This window comes from Streptomyces sp. NPDC001532 (genome assembly GCF_040298625.1).
Taxonomy (GTDB): Bacteria; Actinomycetota; Actinomycetes; order Streptomycetales; family Streptomycetaceae; genus Streptomyces.
Window position 1 is genome coordinate 63,622 of the sequence record NZ_JBEPAL010000030.1, and the last position, 19,199, is coordinate 82,820.

Annotated in this window: 12 protein-coding genes; 6 read left to right on the top strand and 6 right to left on the bottom strand. The window is 71.0% G+C overall.

From position 1 onward, the window contains the following. Positions 1–31 precede the first annotated feature (31 nt). The 3 genes from ABT232_RS25495 to ctaC are packed head-to-tail and all read right to left on the bottom strand — an operon-like array spanning position 32 to position 3,110. A complete protein-coding gene (locus ABT232_RS25495) occupies positions 32–430 on the bottom strand; it encodes a cytochrome c oxidase subunit 4 (RefSeq protein WP_351843793.1) in 399 nt (132 codons plus the stop codon). Continuing rightward, the gene (gene ctaD, locus ABT232_RS25500) at positions 427–2,154 is read right to left on the bottom strand and encodes an aa3-type cytochrome oxidase subunit I (RefSeq protein WP_351843795.1); all 1,728 of its coding nucleotides are present in this window, start codon (positions 2,152–2,154) and stop codon (positions 427–429) included. Before ctaD ends, ABT232_RS25495 begins: the two co-directional genes overlap by 4 nt. Continuing rightward, entirely contained in the window at positions 2,151–3,110 is a 960-nt protein-coding gene (ctaC, locus tag ABT232_RS25505) for an aa3-type cytochrome oxidase subunit II (protein WP_351843798.1), read from the bottom strand. The genes ctaD and ctaC overlap by 4 nt, the downstream gene beginning before the upstream one ends. A gap of 265 nt (positions 3,111–3,375) precedes the next feature. On the opposite strand from ctaC, the gene ABT232_RS25510 reads away from it, so the two are divergent. Beyond that, positions 3,376–4,761 carry a cysteine desulfurase/sulfurtransferase TusA family protein gene (locus ABT232_RS25510; protein WP_351843800.1) on the top strand — a complete coding sequence of 462 codons (1,386 nt, stop codon included), beginning with the start codon at positions 3,376–3,378 and terminating at the stop codon, positions 4,759–4,761. Positions 4,762–4,936: 175 nt separating this feature from the next. Here ABT232_RS25510 and ABT232_RS25515 read toward each other — a convergent pair whose 3' ends face one another. After that, complete coding sequence (locus ABT232_RS25515) at positions 4,937–5,911, bottom strand: carbohydrate kinase family protein (protein WP_351843802.1); 975 nt, start codon at positions 5,909–5,911, stop codon at positions 4,937–4,939. Positions 5,912–6,042: 131 nt separating this feature from the next. On the opposite strand from ABT232_RS25515, the gene ABT232_RS25520 reads away from it, so the two are divergent. Together ABT232_RS25520 and ABT232_RS25525 are read left to right on the top strand one after the other, a co-directional pair. Next, positions 6,043–6,258 carry a hypothetical protein gene (locus ABT232_RS25520; protein WP_351843804.1) on the top strand — a complete coding sequence of 72 codons (216 nt, stop codon included), beginning with the start codon at positions 6,043–6,045 and terminating at the stop codon, positions 6,256–6,258. An 87-nt stretch (positions 6,259–6,345) separates the two neighbouring features. Next, positions 6,346–8,241, top strand: a complete 1,896-nt coding sequence (locus tag ABT232_RS25525) for a hypothetical protein (protein WP_351843807.1) — start codon at positions 6,346–6,348, stop codon at positions 8,239–8,241. Positions 8,242–8,312: 71 nt separating this feature from the next. Here the strand turns inward: ABT232_RS25525 and ABT232_RS25530 are convergent, their stop codons facing one another. Further along, positions 8,313–8,669: an iron-sulfur cluster assembly accessory protein gene (locus ABT232_RS25530; protein WP_030582488.1), complete on the bottom strand. Its 357-nt coding sequence runs from the start codon at positions 8,667–8,669 to the stop codon at positions 8,313–8,315. Between the two features lie 339 nt (positions 8,670–9,008). On the opposite strand from ABT232_RS25530, the gene nadA reads away from it, so the two are divergent. After that, positions 9,009–10,193, top strand: a complete 1,185-nt coding sequence (gene nadA, locus ABT232_RS25535) for a quinolinate synthase NadA (RefSeq protein ID WP_351843809.1) — start codon at positions 9,009–9,011, stop codon at positions 10,191–10,193. Positions 10,194–10,214: 21 nt separating this feature from the next. Here the strand turns inward: nadA and ABT232_RS25540 are convergent, their stop codons facing one another. Beyond that, on the bottom strand, positions 10,215–12,461 hold the full coding sequence (locus ABT232_RS25540) for a serine/threonine-protein kinase (protein ID WP_351843811.1): 2,247 nt from the start codon (positions 12,459–12,461) through the stop codon (positions 10,215–10,217). Positions 12,462–12,636: 175 nt separating this feature from the next. Here ABT232_RS25540 and ABT232_RS25545 point away from each other — a divergent pair, with 175 nt between their 5' ends. Further along, on the top strand, positions 12,637–14,073 hold the full coding sequence (locus ABT232_RS25545; protein WP_351843813.1) for an esterase/lipase family protein: 1,437 nt from the start codon (positions 12,637–12,639) through the stop codon (positions 14,071–14,073). Then, on the top strand, positions 14,066–19,141 hold the full coding sequence (locus ABT232_RS25550) for a tetratricopeptide repeat protein (RefSeq protein ID WP_351843815.1): 5,076 nt from the start codon (positions 14,066–14,068) through the stop codon (positions 19,139–19,141). Before ABT232_RS25545 ends, ABT232_RS25550 begins: the two co-directional genes overlap by 8 nt. Positions 19,142–19,199: the final 58 nt, after the last annotated feature.

Genomic DNA, 19,199 nt, shown 5'->3' on the forward strand with positions numbered 1-19,199 from the left:
CTCTGCGGTGTCCGGTGCGTGCCGGTGCTCGCTACTGCGTGCGGCTCTCACCGCGGTAGTACTCGAAGACCCAGCCCCAGATACCGATCAGGATCACGGGGGCGGCGAAGTACAGCAGCCACCAGCCGACCGCGACACCGAGGAAGGCCAGGGCGCCACCGATGCCCAGGGCCAGCGGCTGCCAGCTGTGCGGGCTGAAGAAGCCCAGCTCGCCCGCGTCGTCGGCGACATCGGCGTCCAGGTTGTCCTGCGCACCCGCGTCGACCCGCCGGGCGGTGAAGCCCAGGTAGAAGCCGATCATGATGCACAGGCCGAAGGCCAGGAAGAGGGCCGTGGTGCCGGCCGGCTCCTTCGACCACACGCCATAGACGATCGCCATGACGAGGACGAAGACGCTCAGCCACATGAACATCTTGCCCTGGATCTTCACTTGCCGGCCTCCTTGCTGCCCGCGAGCGCGCTCTGCCCGGTGTGACCCAGCTGCTCCAGGGCCGCGATGTCGGGGTGGTGCAGGTCGAACGCCGGGGATTCGCTGCGGATCCGCGGCAGGGTGAGGAAGTTGTGCCGCGGCGGCGGGCAGGAGGTCGCCCACTCCAGGGAGCGGCCGTAGCCCCACGGGTCGTCGACGCCGACCGGCTTGCCGTACTTCGCCGTCTTCCACACGTTGTAGAGGAACGGCAGGATCGACAGACCGAGGACGAACGAGCTGATCGTCGAGACCGTGTTCAGGGCGGTGAACCCGTCGGCCGCCAGGTAGTCGGCGTAACGACGCGGCATGCCCTCGGCACCCAGCCAGTGCTGGACCAGGAAGGTGCCGTGGAAGCCCACGAACAGCGTCCAGAAGGTGATCTTGCCGAGACGCTCGTCGAGCATCTTGCCCGTCCACTTCGGCCACCAGAAGTGGAAGCCGGAGAACATCGCGAAGACGACGGTGCCGAAGACGACGTAGTGGAAGTGCGCCACCACGAAGTACGAGTCGGAGACGTGGAAGTCCATCGGCGGCGAGGCCAGGATGACGCCGGTCAGACCACCGAAGGTGAAGGTGATCAGGAAGCCCGTCGCCCAGAGCATCGGTGTCTCGAAGGACAGCGAGCCCTTCCACATCGTGCCGATCCAGTTGAAGAACTTCACACCGGTCGGGACGGCGATGAGGAACGTCATGAAGGAGAAGAACGGCAGCAGCACACCGCCGGTGACGTACATGTGGTGCGCCCACACGGTCACGGACAGACCGGCGATCGAGATGGTCGCCGCGACCAGACCCCAGTAGCCGAACATCGGCTTGCGGGAGAAGACCGGGATGACCTCACTGATGATGCCGAAGAAGGGCAAGGCGATGATGTACACCTCTGGGTGTCCGAAGAACCAGAAGAGGTGTTGCCACAGTAGTGAGCCACCGTTGGCGGCGTCGAAGATGTGGGCACCGAACTTGCGGTCCGCCTCCAGGGCGAACAGCGCGGCCGCCAGGACCGGGAAGGCCAGCAGGACCAGGACACCGGTCAGCAGGACGTTCCAGGTGAAGATCGGCATGCGGAACATGGTCATGCCCGGTGCGCGCATGCAGATGATCGTGGTGATGAAGTTGACCGAGCCGAGGATGGTGCCGAAGCCGGAGAAGGCCAGACCCATGATCCACATGTCGGAGCCGAGCCCCGGCGAGCGGACCGCGTCGGACAGCGGGGTGTAGGCGAACCAGCCGAAGCTCGCGGCGCCGTTCGGGGTGAGGAAGCCGCCGACCGCGATCAGCGAGCCGAACAGGTAGAGCCAGTAGGCGAACATGTTCAGCCGCGGGAACGCGACGTCGGGTGCGCCGATCTGGAGCGGCATGATCCAGTTCGCGAAGCCGGCGAACAGCGGCGTCGCGAACATCAGCAGCATGATCGTGCCGTGCATCGTGAACGCCTGGTTGAACTGCTCGTTGGAGATCAGCTGCGTACCAGGGCGGGCGAGCTCGGCGCGCATGACGAGCGCGAGCACACCACCGATGCAGAAGAACGCGAACGACGTGGCCAGGTACAGCGTGCCGATCGTCTTGTGGTCGGTGGTCGTCAGCCACTTCACCACGGTGTTGCCGGGCTGCTTGCGCCGGACCGGCAGCTCGTTCTCGTAGGAGCCGGCCTCGGCGGCGCCTTGAGGTTCGTTGACGATACTCACAGGATGTTCGTCTCCCGGTTCTTCTCGTGCTCGGTCTGCTCGATGCCGGCGGGCACGTAACCGGTCTGGCCCTTCTCGGCGAGCTCCTTCAGGTGCTGCTCGTAACGCTCGGGGGAGACCACCTTCACGTTGAACAGCATCCGGGAGTGGTCGACACCGCACAGCTCGGCGCACTTGCCCAGGAAGGTGCCCTCACGGTTCGGGGTCACCTGGAAGGCGTTGGGGTGGCCGGGGATGACGTCCTGCTTCATCAGGAACGGCACCACCCAGAAGGAGTGGATGACGTCACGCGAGGTGAGGACGAAGCGGACCGTCTTGCCCTCCGGCAGCCACAGCGTCGGACCGGGGTTGCCCGTCTGCGGGTTGCGCTCACCCGGCGTACCGCAGGTGTAGACACCGCCCGCGTTGTCCGGGAAGTCCTTCTTGTAGCGTTCCGGGACCGCGGCCAGTTCCTTGGAGGTCTTGGCGTCGCCCGTGGAACCTTCGACGTTCTCGATGTAGTTGAAGCACCAGCTCCACTGGAAGCCGACCACGTTCACCGTGACGTCGGGCTTCTTCTCCAGGCTGAGCAGCTTCGACTCGTCGCGGGCCGTGAAGTAGAAGAGCACCGAGACGATGATGATCGGAACAACCGTGTACAGCGCCTCGATCGGCACGTTGTACCGGGTCTGCGGAGGTACCTCCACCTTGGTGCGGCTGCGCCGGTGGAAGATCGCACTCCACAGGATGAGGCCCCACACCAGCACGCCGACGGCGAGCGCGGCAGCCCAGGAGCCCTGCCACAGGGAGAGGACGGTCGGCGCCTCTTCCGTGGTGGGGGTGGGCATGCCAAGGCGGGGGAAGTCCTCCCATGTGCAACCGGTGGCGGTCGCCAGGACCAGGCCCGCGGTCAGTGCCTGCAGCAGCTTCCGCCGCATCGGGCGCCGCGGCGAGCGGTCGGAGCCGTTGGGACTCACGTAGCGCCTTCCCGAGAGTCTCGCCCGCGCGCATCGGCTGCGGCCTGCCTTCTCGCTGGTCGGTCGCCGCCCTGCGTCGGGCAGGGGTTTGGATGTTTATGCGGACCAAACCCTACTGGACGCGTTTTGGGGTCGCGCGGGGAGGGTCCCTCCACGCGCCGGGGGTCACTCAGACGGGGTGGAACGCGGTATTCCGGGGGGATCTGACGGGGGCTCCGGCGAGGGGGCGGGGCACTGGTCCGGTCGGACGTTCTAGCGTTGCGGTGTGTCCTACTTCGATGCCGCCTCCGCCGCGCCCCTGCACCCCGTGGCCCGCCAGGCCCTCCAGGCCTCCCTCGACGAGGGCTGGGCCGACCCCGCGCGGCTGTACCGGGAGGGCCGCAGGGCCCGGATGCTGCTGGACGCGGCGCGGGAGGCGGCCGCGGAGGCGGTGGGCTGCCGGCCGGACGAGCTGGTGTTCACCTCCTCCGGCACCCGGGCCGTGCACTCCGGGATCGGTGGGGCGCTGGCGGGCCGGCGGCGGGCCGGACGCCACCTGATCGTGTCAGCGGTCGAACACTCCTCTGTACTGCACGCCGCCGAGACCCACGAGGCGGACGGCGGAACGGTCACCCGGGTGGGCGTGCGGCGCACGGGTGAGGCGGCCGCCGGGGAGTACGCGGCCGCGCTGCGCGCGGACACCGCGCTGGCCTGCCTTCAGTCCGCCAACCATGAGGTGGGCACCGTGCAGCCGGTCGCCGAGGTGGCCGAGGCGTGCCGGGCGGCCGGGGTGCCCCTGCTGGTGGACGCGGCGCAGTCGCTGGGCTGGGGGCCGGTCGCGGGCGACTGGTCGCTGCTGACCGCCAGCGCCCACAAGTGGGGCGGGCCGTCCGGGGTCGGACTGCTCGTCGTGCGCAAGGGTGTGCGGTTCGCGCCGCAAGGGCCGGTGGACGAGCGGGAGTCGGGACGGGCCGCCGGGTTCGAGAACATCCCGGCCGTCGTGGCCGCCGCCGCCTCGCTGCGGGCGGTGCGCGCGGAGGCGGCCGCGGAGGCCGCGCGGCTGCGGGAGCTGACGGAGCGGATCCGGGTCCGGGTGCCGCAGCTGGTGCCGGACGTGGAGGTGGTGGGCGAGCCGGAGCGGCGGCTGCCCGGCATCGTCACCTTCTCCTGTCTCTATGTCGACGGGGAGGCGCTGCTGCACGAGTTGGACCGCGAGGGCTTCTCGGTCTCCTCCGGTTCGTCCTGTACGAGCAGCACGCTGACGCCCAGCCATGTGCTGCGGGCGATGGGGGTGCTGAGCGAGGGCAACGTCCGGGTGTCGCTGCCGCCGGGGACGCCGGAGGAGGACGTCGACCGGTTCCTGGCGGTGCTGCCGTCGGCGGTGGCCGGGGTGCGGGAGAAGCTGAGCGCGCCGGCGCCGGCCACCGCCGTACCGCGGGGCGGCGGGGACGCGCTGGTGCTGGACGCGCTCGGCAAGCTGTGCCCGCTGCCGGTGATCGAGCTGGCCAAGGTGATCGGGACCGTCCCGGTGGGCGGCACCGTGCGGGTGCTCTCGGACGACGCGGCGGCCCGGCAGGACATCCCGGCGTGGTGCGCGATGCGCGGCCAGGAGTACGTCGGCGAGGAGCCGGCGGAGCGCGGTACGGCCTACCTGGTCCGCCGGACGAGCTGACACACCCGGACGCGCTGACACACCGGGCGCGAGGACGCTCCCGCCGGGGCGGACGTGTGGCCGCTCCGGCGGGACCGGGCCGGGTGTGCCTGGGCCCTGGCGGTGGGATCAGGCCGGGTGCGCCCGGGCCCCGGCGGTGGGATCAGGCCAGGTGTGCCTGGGCCCGGCGGTGGGATCAGGCCAGGTGTGCCTGGACCTCGGCGGCGGCGTCATGGCCGTACGCCTTGGTGAAGCGGTCCATGAAGTGGGCGCGGCGCAGCTGGTACTCCTGGGTGCCGACCGTCTCGATGACGAGGGTCGCCAGCATGCAGCCGACCTGCGCCGCACGCTCCAGCGAGACGCCCCAGGCCAGACCCGACAGGAAGCCGGCGCGGAAGGCGTCGCCAACGCCGGTGGGGTCGGCCTTGCGCTCCTCCTCCGGGCAGCCGACCTCGATCGGGTCCTCGCCGACCCGCTCGATGCGCACACCGCGCGAGCCGAGGGTGGTGACGCGGTGGCCGACCTTGGCCAGGATCTCCTCGTCCGTCCAGCCGGTCTTGGACTCGATGAGGCCCTTCTCGTACTCGTTGGAGAAAAGGTACGTCGCCCCGTCCAGCAGTATCCGGATCTCCTCGCCGTTCATCCGGGCGATCTGCTGGGAGAAGTCGGCGGCGAACGGGATGGACCGGGAGCGGCACTCCTCCGTGTGGCGGAGCATGCCCTCCGGGTCGTCGGCGCCGATCAGGACGAGGTCGAGGCCGCCGACGCGGTCCGCGACCGTCTTCAGCTCGATCAGGCGGGCCTCGCTCATCGCACCGGTGTAGAAGGAGCCGATCTGGTTGTGGTCGGCGTCGGTGGTGCAGACGAAGCGGGCGGTGTGCAGGGTCTCGGAGATCCGGACCGAGCCGGTGTCGACGCCGTGCCGGTCCAGCCAGGCCCGGTACTCGTCGAAGTCGAACCCGGCGGCGCCCACGAGGATCGGCCGGGTGCCGAGCTGGCCCATGCCGAAGGCGATGTTCGCGCCGACGCCGCCCCGGCGGACGTCGAGGTTGTCGACCAGGAAGGAGAGCGAGACCGTGTGCAGCTGGTCCGCGACGAACTGGTCGGCGAAGCGGCCGGGGAAGGTCATGAGGTGGTCGGTGGCGATGGAGCCGGTGACTGCGATGCGCACGGCGGGGACTCTCCTGGGTGGAGGGGTAATGACAGTCCACGCTACCCGGTACGCGCGGTGCCGGCCGAAGCGGGAAAACTACCCGATAGTAGATCTTTCTTCGTGAGCCGCCGCGTGCTTACGGTGCCGCTATGACGAACCTCGACGCTCCCGCGCCCGCTGCCGCGCTCGCCGACCTCGAAGGCGATCTGGCCTCGCTGCGCGGCGACTGCGCCCGGATGGCCCCGCACTGGTCGGTTCCGGACCACGGCGCGGCGCTGCCCGTCCCTCCGTCCCTGATCCACGGCGTGTCCGTGCCGCCGGCCTCCGCCCGGCTTCTGGACGCGATGTCCGACTACGGCGACTGAGGCGGCCGTCCGACGGGAACCGCACGCTCCTCCGCCACGTCCCATCGCTGTCCCCCGTAACAGCTGTGCGGCCGAAGGAGCGATGCGGTGAACACCGAGCGACCCGACAACGACGACGAGGTCGTGGGCGAGCCGGGGCCCGCCGGCCGGAGCGAGGACGCCTCGCGGGGTCGGGACGACACGCGGGACGACACGCGGAAAGACACGGCCGGGCGAGCCGGTGCGCCGGACGACACGGGCGACGCGGACGACGCCCGTCCGGAGGCATCCGAGGAGGCGTCGGGCGCGGAAGCCGACGTTCCCGGCACCACCGGGCCCGACGACACCACCGCGCCGGTCGACGCCGGCACTCCGCGCGACTCCGACGCCGACTCCGATGTCGACGCCGACTCCGATGTCCACGCCGATGTCGACGCCGACTCCGATGTCGATGCCTCCCACGACTCCGACACTCCGGACGTCACCCGCGCGGACCAGACCCACTCCCCCGACGGCGCTGTCCGCTCCCGGCGCCGCTCCCCCGCCGTGATCGCCTCCGTGGCCGCGGCGGTGCTGCTGGTCGGCGGTGGTGGGACGTACCTCGCCGCGTCGGCGGGTGGCGGAGGGTCCGGGGACAGGGAGTCCGGCGCGCCCGCCGGGGACGACGGTTCGCCGCCGCCGCTCGCGCTCGACGGTTACGCGGAGGGCGCGGGCAACGGGATCGCGCCCGGCGAGCCCGACCCCCGCGGTGTGACGTACCAGGCCTCCGGCTCGCTGCCGAAGGGCCCCGGCTCGGCGCCCGTCCACTGGGCGAAGGGCGAGGTCGGCGAGGCGGAGGTCGCGCGGCTGGCCGCGGCGCTCGGCGTGGACGGGACGCCGGTGGCGGAGGGGCAGGCCTGGAAGGTCGGTTCCGGCAAGGACGGCCAGGGCCCGAGTCTCCAGGTGAACAGGCAGGCGCCGGGCACCTGGACCTTCACCCGGTACGCCCCCGACACGGACGACTGCCGGAGCGCCACGGTCTGCGAGGAGTCGCCCGGCCCCGCCTCCGCCGACCCGGTGAGCGAGGCGGCGGCACGCAAGGCCGCCGCGCCGGTGCTGAAGGCGGTCGGGCTGGACTCCGCCCGCGCGGACGCCTCGCAGGTGATGGGCGCGCAGCGGGTGGTGAACGTGGACCCGGTGGTCGGCGGGCTGCCGACCTACGGCTGGCCGACCGGCCTGACCGTCAGCGCGCAGGGCGAGGTGGTGACCGGCAGCGGCCAGCTCGGGGCGCCGGTGAAGGGGGACACGTATCCCGTCCTGGACGCCCGCCGGACGCTGGATCGGCTGAACGGCGCCCAGGAGCCGGGCCGGGGTGCGAGCATCGGCGGCTGCGCCAGTCCCGTACCGCTGGACGGGGCGGAGGAGCGGCAGCAGGCGCCCTGCGAGACGGACGCGGAGGCGGGCGCGCTGACGGACGCACCGACGGCCGCGCCGCGGCAGGTGATCACCGTGGAGAACGCGACGTTCGGGCTGGCCTCGCACTTCGTGGACGCGCGGCCGACGCTGGTGCCGTCCTGGCTGTTCGAGGTGCGGGCGCCGGGGGCGGCGGACACCTTCACGGTGACGTATCCGGCGGTCGACCCGAGGTATCTGACCTCGTCCACGCCGTCCGGGGCACCGACCGAGAACCCGAGCCCGCGGCCGACGGGGCCGGAGTCGGGGCAGCCGGGTGAGAGCCGGGACGTGACGGTGGAGGGCTACACCGCCGAGGGCGACGAGCTGACCGTGGCCTTCACCGGCGGGGTCTGCTCCGACTACGAGGCGACGGCGACGGAGAGCGCGGGCCGGGTGACGGTCACGGTGACCGAGACGCCCTGGCCGGACAAGGTCTGCATCATGATCGCCAAGGTGCAGCACCGCACGGTCGAGCTGGACGGGCCGCTCGGCGACCGCGAGGTGGTCGGCACCGACGGCGAGCCGGTCCCGCTGGAGAAGCCGGGCGCGCGGCTGCCGGCACCGCGGTAGGAACGCGGCCGTACGTACCTACGCGAAGGCGGCGGCCCCCGAGGGGGCCGCCGCCTTCCACGTCACTCGGCTCAGCTGAAGGAGTCGCCGCAGGCGCAGGAACCGGTCGCGTTCGGGTTGTCGATCGTGAAGCCCTGCTTCTCGATGGTGTCCACGAAGTCGATGGACGCGCCGCCCAGGTACGGGGCGCTCATACGGTCGGTGACGACCTTGACGCCGCCGAAGTCCTTGACGACGTCGCCGTCGAGCGAGCGCTCGTCGAAGAAGAGCTGGTAGCGCAGGCCGGAGCAGCCGCCGGGCTGAACGGCGACACGCAGGGCCAGGTCGTCACGGCCTTCCTGGTCGAGCAGGGCCTTGACCTTCGCCGCGGCGGCGTCGGACAGGATGATGCCGTCGGTGACGGTGCTGGTCTCGTCCGATACGGACATCTACATCTCTCCCGGGTTGTACGGAGACTGCTTGCCGACGGTTGCAACCGGCGGGGCCGCGGATTCATTCCGGGACGGACCCGAGTCTTTTCTCCTTGGCTTCTTTTCATGCTCGCACATGCCCGCGCGGGCGGACAGCGCCTCGGTGCGGGCCCGGGGACAAGGCGACGTTCCGGACATCGGGATTCACGTCACATCGACGCAATGGACATCGTCAACGTGACGTGAAGCGGTTATGATAGATAGCGTCAATTCGACGAAAAGCGCGCAACGCTGTCCCGCCACCCGCCGGTCCGGTCTCCCGGACCGGCGAGCCGCAGAAAAGAAAGGGTGCGTGTCGTGACCACCGCCCAGACCCAGGAGCTCGACGTACAGCCGACGCCCCTCGCCCTGCTGCTCCTCGGCCGCGAGGCCGACCCGAGGAGCGAGCGTGGCGTGGAGTGTCCCGGCGACCTGCCCTCGCCGTCCGACCCGGACCTGGTGGAGCGCGCCCGCGCGGCCAAGGAGAAGCTGGGCGACAAGGTCTTCGTGCTCGGCCACCACTACCAGCGCGACGAGGTCATCCAGTTCGCCGACGTCACGGGCGACTCCTTCAAGCTGGCCCGGGACGCGGCCGCCCGCCCTGAGGCCGAGTACATCGTCTTCTGCGGTGTCCACTTCATGGCGGAGTCCGCGGACATCCTCACCTCCGACGACCAGAAGGTCGTCCTGCCCGACCTCGCCGCCGGCTGCTCCATGGCCGACATGGCGACGGCCGAGCAGGTCGCGGAGTGCTGGGACGTGCTGACCGAGGCCGGGATCGCCGATCAGGTCGTCCCCGTCTCGTACATGAACTCGTCCGCGGACATCAAGGCCTTCACCGGCAAGCACGGCGGCACCATCTGCACCTCCTCCAACGCCAAGCGCGCCCTCGACTGGGCGTTCGAGCAGGGCGAGAAGGTGCTGTTCCTGCCCGACCAGCACCTGGGCCGCAACACCGCCGTCCGCGACATGGGCATGTCCCTGGACGACTGCGTCGTCTACAACCCGCACAAGCCGAACGGCGGCCTGACCGCCGACGAGCTGCGCGCCGCGAAGATGATCCTGTGGCGCGGCCACTGCTCGGTGCACGGCCGCTTCAGCCTCGACTCGGTGAACGACGTGCGCGAGCGCATCCCGGGCGTGAACGTCCTGGTGCACCCCGAGTGCAAGCACGAGGTCGTGGCCGCGGCGGACTACGTCGGCTCGACGGAGTACATCATCAAGGCGCTGGAGGCGGCCCCGGCCGGCTCCAAGTGGGCCATCGGCACCGAGCTGAACCTGGTCCGCCGTCTGGCGAACCGTTTCGCCCCCGAGGGCAAGGAGATCGTCTTCCTCGACAAGACGGTCTGCTTCTGCTCCACGATGAACCGCATCGACCTCCCCCACCTGGTCTGGGCCCTGGAGTCGCTGGCCGAGGGCAACCTCGTCAACCGCATCGAGGTCGACCCGGAGACCGAGGCGTTCGCCAAGCTGGCGCTGGAGCGGATGCTGGCGCTGCCGTAGCCGTAGCCGTCCCGGCCCCGGTCACCCCGATGCGGGCTTCGCGTCGGGGTGACCGGGATCGAGGGAGAAGACGGTGCCGTCCGGGGTGGCCACGACGAGGCTGCCCTCGTTCAGGAACACCTCGGGCCCGGCCCAGCCGTTGGCTGTGACCCGCTCGGCCCGCGGATACGTCTCCCACAGCGGGGTGCCCTCACGGGCGTCGAGCGCCGCCACCCGCCCGCTCAGGCTGGCGAGGAACAGTGTGCGTCCCCGCGGATCGAGCACCGCCTCGCCCGGCTGCTCCAGCGTGGTCCCGGTCCGCCACAGCTCCTTGCCCGTCGTCGGCGAGACGGCCCGTACGACCCCGTTGGACGTGGTGATCCACAGGGTGTCGTCGGCCAGCACGACGTTCCCCTCGAACTCGGCGGCCAGCTTCACCCGCTTGCGGTTCCCGGTGTCCGGGTCGACCAGCAGCACCGCCCGGTACGCGGCGTCCGCGAAGCCCAGGCCCGAGCCCTCCGCCCACTCCATGAAGACCAGCCGGCCGTCCGCGGCCCCGAACAGGGTGCTCTCGAAGGGCATGGTCAACCGGCGCGCCGAGCCGTCGCCCGGGTCGAGGAGCAGGAGCACCGACGCCTCGGAGGCCTCGGACGAGCAGTCCGCGTACAGCTCCTGGCCGCCCTGCGAGGCCGGCTCCAGGAAGGTGCAGTAGTGGTTCGCCGGGAGCTCCGCCGTCCAGCGCCGCTCGCCGGTGCGCGCGGAGCGGGCGGTGACCGAGCGGCCGTCGGACGCCTGGTGGAGGACCAGGCCGTCGAGGTACTGGACGGTGCCGTAGTCCTCGCGCACCACGCGGCTCCACCGGCGCTCGCCGGTCGCCGCGTCGAGGCCGGTGACGGTGATCTCCTCGTTCTCCTGGTTCGCGTCGGCGACGGACTGCCGTACGACGACCACGCCGTCCCGCACCCCGAGGACCTCGCCGGCGTTCCACCGCTCGGCGTCCACCCCGTCGGGCAGCAGGTCGGCACGCCAGACCGTCTTCCCGGTGAGCGCATCGAGCCGCACCGGCAGCATGGCGTCGCCGCCGCAGTAGACCGCGTCGCCCGCCAGCAGACACTGCGGCCCGGTGCTCGCGCCGATGCCGCCGAGCGGGCTGCGCGCACCGCGCGGCGCCTTCTCGAACACCGTCGTCCGCCAGGACCGCCAGCCCTGCGGCAGCTCACCCCACCGCGAGACCGCCGTCGGTGTGGGATCCGCCGAGCCGCCGGGCGTCGCCCCGCCCTGCGCGCCGGGCCCCATCAGATACGCCACCAGACCCAGGGCGAGCGCGCCGACCGTGCCGGTGGCGGCCAGCAGCGGCCGGATCCCGCTCCGCCGGACACCGGACCCGCCGGTCGCCGGATCGGCCGGGCCGCCCGGGTGGGTCGTCTCCGCCTCCGGCGGATCCAGCCGCAGGGTCACCGTCGGCGCGTCGCCCGGCGCCGGTTCGGGCAGCGCGGCGGCGAACTCGCCGGCCAGCTCCTCCAGAGCGGGCCGGTCGGCGCGCTCCTTGGCCAGACACCGCTCCAGGATCTCGCGCAGCTGCCGCGGGACGCCGTCCAGCACCGGCTCGTCGTTGATGACCCGATACGCCGTCAGATACGGGCTCTCCGCCTCGAACGGGCCGCGGCCCGTCGTCGCGAACGCCAGCAGCGCGCCCAGCGAGAAGACGTCCGAGGCCGGGCCGACCGCGCGGGCGTCGGTGAACTGCTCCGGCGACATGAACGGCGGGGTGCCGATCATCTGGCCCGTCTCGGTCAGCGTGAGGTTCTCGGTGGCGCGTGAGATGCCGAAGTCGATGACACGCGGCCCGTCCTCGGCCATCAGGACGTTGGCCGGCTTGAGGTCCCGGTGCACCACCCCGGCCCGATGGATGTCCCGCAGTGCCTCCACCAGCCCCAGCGCGAGCCGGCGCAACTCGGCGTCGCGCAGCGGGCCGTGCTCCCGTATCCGCTCGGCGAGCGAGCGGCCGGGCACGTACTGCGTCGCCATCCACGGCCGCCCCGCCTCCGCGTCGGCGTCCAGCACCGGCGCGGTGAAGGCGCCGCTGACCCGGCGGACCGCCTCGATCTCCTGCCGGAAGCGGGTGCGGAAGACCGGGTCCTGCGCGTATTGGGCGTGCACCACCTTCACGGCGACCTCGCGCCCGGACCGCGACCTGCCCCGGTAGACGACCCCCATGCCCCCGGCCCCGAGCCGGTCGACGAGCCTGTACCCGCCGACCGACCGCGGATCGTCCCTGTACAGCGCCACCGCCCGATCCTCTCCCCCGTTGAGCAGTTCGAGGCCACAGGATACGTAACCGTCGGTATCCGCCCGACGGCGTCCACACCGCGGAAGCGGGGGCGCTCGTTGCCGGACGGGGCCTCATTTCCCGCGCGCGTCACTACGCTTGGCTCCTCACAGCACGTGCACGCACGGGGGCGGAATGGCGACAGGGCGCAACCAGGTGGACGACCTCGTGGTGGTGGTCCCCGGCATCATGGGGAGCCGGCTGGCGGACGCGGACGGCAGGGAGGTGTGGGGGCCGTCGGGCGAGGCGCTGTTACGGGGCATCAGGACCCTGGGCGGCTCCCTGAAGGACCTGGCACTGCCGAGGGGGGTGCTGGACGGCCACCCCGGGGACGGCGTACGGCCGGTGGGCGTGATGCGAGACGTCCACGGCCTGCCGGGGCTCTCCCCGCTCGTCGAGGGATACACGGACCTGCTCGGCTGGCTGCGACGGCACTTCACCCTGGACCTCCGCCCACCCGGCGACGACCCGAGCACGCCGGCCAATCTGATCGCCTTCGCGTACGACTGGCGGTTGTCCTGCCGCTACAACGCCGAGCGGCTGGGCGAGCGGGTGAGCGAAGAGCTGGACCGGTGGCGGGAGGCCGGGCACCCGGACGCCAAGGTCGTCTTCGTCTGCCACTCGATGGGCGGGCTGGTGGCCCGGCAGTACGTCGAACTGGGCGGCGGCGCGGAGATCACCCGCCGGGTGGTGACCCTGGGGACGCCGTACCGGGGGTCGCTGGACGCGCTGTTGTATCTGGTGAACGGACTGCGGGTGAGCGAGCTGCGGGGCGGCCTCGCCCGCCTGGTGCCGCTGAACCTGTCGGACTTCGCCCGCAGCCTGCCGTCGCTGCACCAGCTCAGCCCCGACTACGCCTGCCTGGACGGCGTGCCCGGTCGGACGGGACTGCACTACGCGCGTGAGGTGACCGGGCTACCGGGGCTGGACGCGGAGTTGCTGGACGACGCGCAGACGTTCCACTCGGACCTGCGGGAGTCCCGCGCGGGGGCCGCCTACGGCGTGGAGTACGCGCCGGTCAGCGGCGCGCTGCAACCGACGCCCACCACGGCCGTCGTCGACGGTGCGGGGCGACTGACCCCTCTGCTCACCATCGACGGCGCCGACGAGGGCGGCGACGGCCGGGTGCCCGCGCTGTCCAGTGCGCACGTGGGGGCGGGACGGCCCGCGTACACGCCGTGGGAGCAGCACGGCTCGTTGCAGAACAACCGGGCTGTGCGGGAGGGGTTGTCGGGGTGGCTGGCGGGCGCACCGGTCTATCACCGGGGGCCGGGCGACGAGACGACGGCGCTGGGTGTGCGGGTGCCCGACGTGGTGGCCGAGGGCGAGCCGTGCGAGGTGGTGGTGACGGCCGCGCGGGACTCCCCCGGGTACGCGGAGCTGGCCGTGGGGGTTCGGGTGGACCCCGAGGACGGGGAGGGCGGGGTGATTCCACTGCGGAATCTGGACGGCGGGCGCTACGTCACCGCCCTGACCGGTCTCGCACCGGGCGTGCACCGGCTGAAGGTGGGGGCCGGGAGTCGGCCCGAGCGGACGGTGACGGCGCTGGTGCTGGTGGTGGGCTGTGAGTGAGCCGTCGGCTGAGGCGTACCTGGCGACGGCGCTGTGCGTGGTCTGCGAGGCGTACGAGGACGCGCCCGCGTCACGTCGGCTGACCGGCGCGCGGGAGCAGATGCTGGGGATCGCGGAGCGGTTGCGGGGCCTCGGGTTCGTGGTTCGGGTGGTGGGAGCGGATAAGGACCCGGACAAGGCGGCCTTCCGGCGGGAGAAGGAGGAGTGGCGGACCTTCTGGCAGCGGGAGGGCGGGAACGGTCCGGCGCTGATCCTCTGGTCGGGACACGGCGAGCTGGACGGCCAGGAGCTGAGGCTGGTGCTCGGTGATCTGAAACTGACCGGGAACCAGTTCGAACGCGCGATGCTGCTGCGGGAACACGGCGTCTCCGCCCAGGAGCTCGTCGACACGGCCATGGCCTCTGGTGCCGATCAGACACTGCTGGTGCTGGACACCTGCCATTCGGGGGCCGGTCTCGCCCCGAGTGTCGACCGCGCCTTGGACAATCTGCGGAAGACGTCACTGCCTCAAGGACGCTCCAAATGGCTCGGCGTGATGGCCAGTTGCCGTCCCGGTGAACTTGGTGAAGGCTACGGGCCGTTGATGGAGGCCGTGGCGCAGGCACTCGCCACAGGCCCGCACACCGACCACTACCGCACCGCGTGGAGCGCTCACAACGAGCTGGTCACCGGTACCGACCTGATGGCGGCGGTCCGAAGCCACTGGGCGGAGGACAAGCAGACGCCGGAGAGGGTGGCGGTCGGCGACGAGCGGCCGGCGTTCCCCAACCCGAAGTCCGACCCGGCCGCACCACCGGTTCTGGTCGAGCACCTGGTCCTTGCGGCACGCGGCGTGGGGCATCAGGAGGAGGGCTGGTTCTTCACCGGCCGGGAGCGGGTGCTCGGCGAAATCGTCGGATGGATGCGGACGGCGGCGCCCGGTCTCTTCCTGGTCACCGGTCCGGCGGGATGCGGCAAGTCGGCGGTGCTGGGACGGGTAGCCACGCTCGCGGACCCCGCGCAGCGCAGGCGGGCCGAGGAACAGGGGGCGATCCGGGAAGGAGATCCGGATCCCGGTGAGCGGCCCGCCCGGACCTTCGCCGCCGTGCACATGCGAGGCCTGGACGCGACTCAGGTGGCGGCGGACATCGCCGCTCAGCTCGGCCTCGGCGAGCCGAGGAACGCGGACGCTCTCAGAGCCGAACTCCGGGACCTGCCGGAGCCTCCCGTGGTGGTCCTGGACGGACTCGACGAGGTGCCGGCCGAACACACCCAGAGTGTCATCGAGGAACTGGTCTTCCCGCTGAGCCGGATGCTCCCGGTGCTGGTCGGCTCCAGGGAACGGCCCTTCCGTAATCTGCTGAAGCCCGACACGACCCTTTACGACGCCTTGGTCCAGCACATCGGTGACAGCGTCCACAGGGTCGATCTGGAGAACGAGCCGGGCACTCGGGACGACATCGCGGAGTACGTACGGCGTCGCTGCGAGGCGGCCGGGGTCGACGGCACCGAAGTCGCCGAGGCCTTGGCGAACCGTGCGACGGCACAGGGCGGGGGCTTCCTCTTCGCCCGGCTGGTGACCGGTTTCCTCATCGCCCGGCTCAAGGAAGGCGCCGTCTCCGCGGATGACCTGCTCGCCGGGCTGCCGGACTCCGTGGAAGCCGCGTTCGAGGAAGACCTGCGCGGCGGAGCACGGCGGAATCGCGCCGACGGCACCGAGCTTCCGTCCGCGGCCCGGGACCTCCTGACGGCACTCGCGTGGGCCGCCGGACGCGGAATGCCGGCGGGCGGAGTGTGGGAGACGGTGGCGTCGGCGCTCGGCGGGGAGGGGGTCTGCTACGACGAGGCTGACGTCGACTGGGTGCTCGCCGAGTACGGCCGCTACATCGTGGAGGACAGCGCGGGTCCGCAGGCGGTGTACCGGTTGTATCACCGGGAGTTCGTCACTCATCTGCGGAAGCGCAAAGGCCCTACGGGCGCGGCCGCCGCAACAGTGGTGCTGCGGGCAATCGTGGATCTCCTCCGACGACAGGCCGAGGTCGGCCATTGGGAGCGAGTCGATCCGTACGTACAAACGTGGCTGGCGCGTCACGCGGTATGGGCCAGCACTCCCGGGCCGGGCATCGACTTGCTGCGTGAGCTTGCGGAGTGGGACTCCGACAACGCGCGTCCTCTGCTTGCGGAGGCGCTGCTGAATCTCGCGACGACCTTGTCGGAGAGCGCACAGCACACGGCGGCCCTGGAGTTGTCCCAGGAGGCGGTCGACGTCTTCAGAGACGTGGCTGAAGCAGACCCCGCACATCTTCCCGATCTCGCCGGATCACTCAACAACCACGCCGCCTACCTGGCGAACATCGGAGACCGCCTCGGCGCCCTTGAGCCAGTCCAAGAAGCCGTACGCCACTACACCCAACTTGCCGACAACGACCCCACCGCTCATCTTGCCGACCTCGCCATGGCACTCAACAACCTCGCCGCGCACATGGCTGACGCTGGGGACCGCCGAGGCGCACTCGCACCCGCCCAGGAAGCCGTACGCCATTACACCCAACTCGCCGAAACCAACCTCACCGCCTACCTTCCCGACCTCGCCAGTGCACTCAACAACCTCGCCAGCCACCTGGCCGGCACCGGTGATCGCCAAGGCGCACTCGCGCCCGCTCAGGAAGCCGTACGCATCCGACGCCACCTTGTCCGTACCAACCCCGCCGCCTACAACCCCGACCTCGCCGCATCACTCAACAACCTGGCCAATCATCTGGCCGACACAGGGGACCGCCGGGGCGCACTCGAACATGCTCAAGAAGCCGTACGCATCCGACGCCAGCTCGCCCACACCCACCCCGCCGCCTACCTACCCGACCTCGCCACCTCGCTCAACAACCTCTCCAACCGTCTGGCCGACCACGGGGACCGCCAAGGCGCACTCGCACCCGCCCGCGAAGCCGTACAGCACTACACCCAGCTCGCCCACACCAACGCCGCCGCCTACCTTCCCAACCTCGCCATGGCACTCAACAACCTCGCCGCGCACCTGGCGGGCATAGGGGACCGCAGAGGCGCGCTCGAACCCGCCCAGGAAGCCGTACGCATCCGACGCCACCTCGCCCACACCAACCCCGCCGCCTACCTACCCGACCTCGCCGGATCACTCAACAACCTCGCCAACCATCTGGCCGACCTAGGGGACCGCCAAGGCGCACTCGAACCCGCGCAAGAAGCCGTACACCACTACACCCAACTCGCCGAAACCAACCCCGCAGCTCACCTCCCCGACCTCGCCATGGCACTCAACAACCTCGCCAGCCACCTGGCCGACCTAGGAGACCGCCAAGGCGCACTCGAACCCGCCCAAGAAGCCGTACGCATCCGACGCCACCTCGCCCGCACCAACCCCGCCGCCTACCTACCCGACCTCGCCTCCTCGCTCAACAACCTCTCCAACCGTCTTGCCGACGCAGGGGACCGCCAAGGCGCGCTCGAACACGCCCGCGAAGCCGTACAGCACCACACCCAACTCGCCGACACCAACCCCGCCGCCCACCTGCCCAACCTCGCCATGGCACTCAACAACCTCGCCAACCGCCTGGCCGGAACGGGAGACCCCCAAGGCGCACTCGAAGCCGCCCACAGGGCCGTACAGCACTACACCCAACTCGCCGACAGCAACCCCGCCGCCCACCTCTCCGACCTCGCCATGGCACTCAACAACTACGCCGCGCACCTGGCCGGAGTCGGGGACCGCCAAGGCGCACTCGAACCCGCCCGCGAAGCCTTACGCCACTACACCCAACTCGCCGAGACCAACCCCGCCGCCCACCTGCCCAACCTCGCGGGATCACTCAACAACCTCGCCGCGCACCTGGCCGGAGTCGGGGACCGCCAAGGCGCACTCGAACCCGCCCAGGAAGCCGTACGCCACTACACGCAACTCGCCGGCGCCAACCCCGCCGCGTACCTCCACGACCTGGTCATGGCCCTCAACAACCTCGCAGCACACCTGGCCGACACTGGAAACGAATCAGCTTCCCTACGGGCCTACACGTCTGCGGCCGGCGAACTCGCCACGGCACACCCCGCCGCCGCAAGCAGGATCAGCTACGAGCGTGAGGTCTTCCGGCTCGGACGTCCCGAGCCCAACCGGACAGTCGGCCTGCGAGAACTCATCCGTATGACTGTCGGCGAGTCGCCCGACCGGCCCGGCGATGTGACCGTGCGCGCCCGCCAGACCCTACGCAACTGGGCTCGCAAGTCGCCCTCCGACCGCGATCTTCTGGATCGGGAGTGGCAGGGAGAGACGGGCAGGACCGCTCCTGACTGGCTGTCTCTCCCGCAGGAGACCCTGGACCTGGTCCTCGGCTGGGTGAACACGCCTTCCTGGGCGGACAGCCGGGCTTTCTGGACACGGCATTCGGAAGTCCTCGCTTCCGACGATGCCTCGATCGCTCTCGCGGAGCTGGCTCTCGCGTGGCCGGTCGCCGCACAGCACCAGGTCTTGCGGGAGGCCGTCCTTTCCGAGGGCCGGGATGCCGCATTCCAGCCACTGATCGTCATGACCTGTCTCCAGGAGTGGTTGACCTGCGAGACCTGGGACAGTGCGAGGAGCTTCCTCCAGGAGAACGGCGAGCTGCTCCTCGAGGAGTCCGCGGAAGCCCTCCTCGCGTCCGTCGAGCCCATGACGACGACGGTGGTCGTGCACCTCGCGCTCCTGCACATCGCCCGCACCGAGGGCATCGACATCGCCTTCCAGTGCGTCCAGGACCGCGGCGCGCTGCGGGACTACGTCTCGCGTGCCGTGGACGCCCGTGACGCCCACGCATTGGCCCGTGCCGCAGCCATCGAGGGATCGGTCTTCGACGACCAGCCATCGGCCTCCGCCCACACTCAAGCCGCCCTCCTCCTCACCGGTGACACCGAAGCCCTGGAGCCGGACGCTCTCGCCTCCGCCGTGGCCGAGGCGGACCCCGCCACCCGTAATCGCCTCACCGCCGAACTCGCCGTCCTCAGCACCCGCCATGGCCAGGAGCACATGTCTCACTGGATGCGGCTCATCCAGGCCCTCACGCAGGACGCACAGGGAACCGCCTGAACGAGAACGGCCGGGCCCCGCTCTCGCGGAACCCGGCCGTCTTTACTGTGGACGTGTC

Excerpts from the sequence above, each read along its gene's own strand:
- ABT232_RS25520 (WP_351843804.1), top strand. The coding sequence starts at position 6,043 with ATGACGAACCTCGACGCTCCCGCGCCCGCTGCCGCGCTCGCCGACCTC.
- ABT232_RS25530 (WP_030582488.1), bottom strand. The coding sequence starts at position 8,669 with ATGTCCGTATCGGACGAGACCAGCACCGTCACCGACGGCATCATCCTG.
- ABT232_RS25545 (WP_351843813.1), top strand. The coding sequence starts at position 12,637 with ATGGCGACAGGGCGCAACCAGGTGGACGACCTCGTGGTGGTGGTCCCC.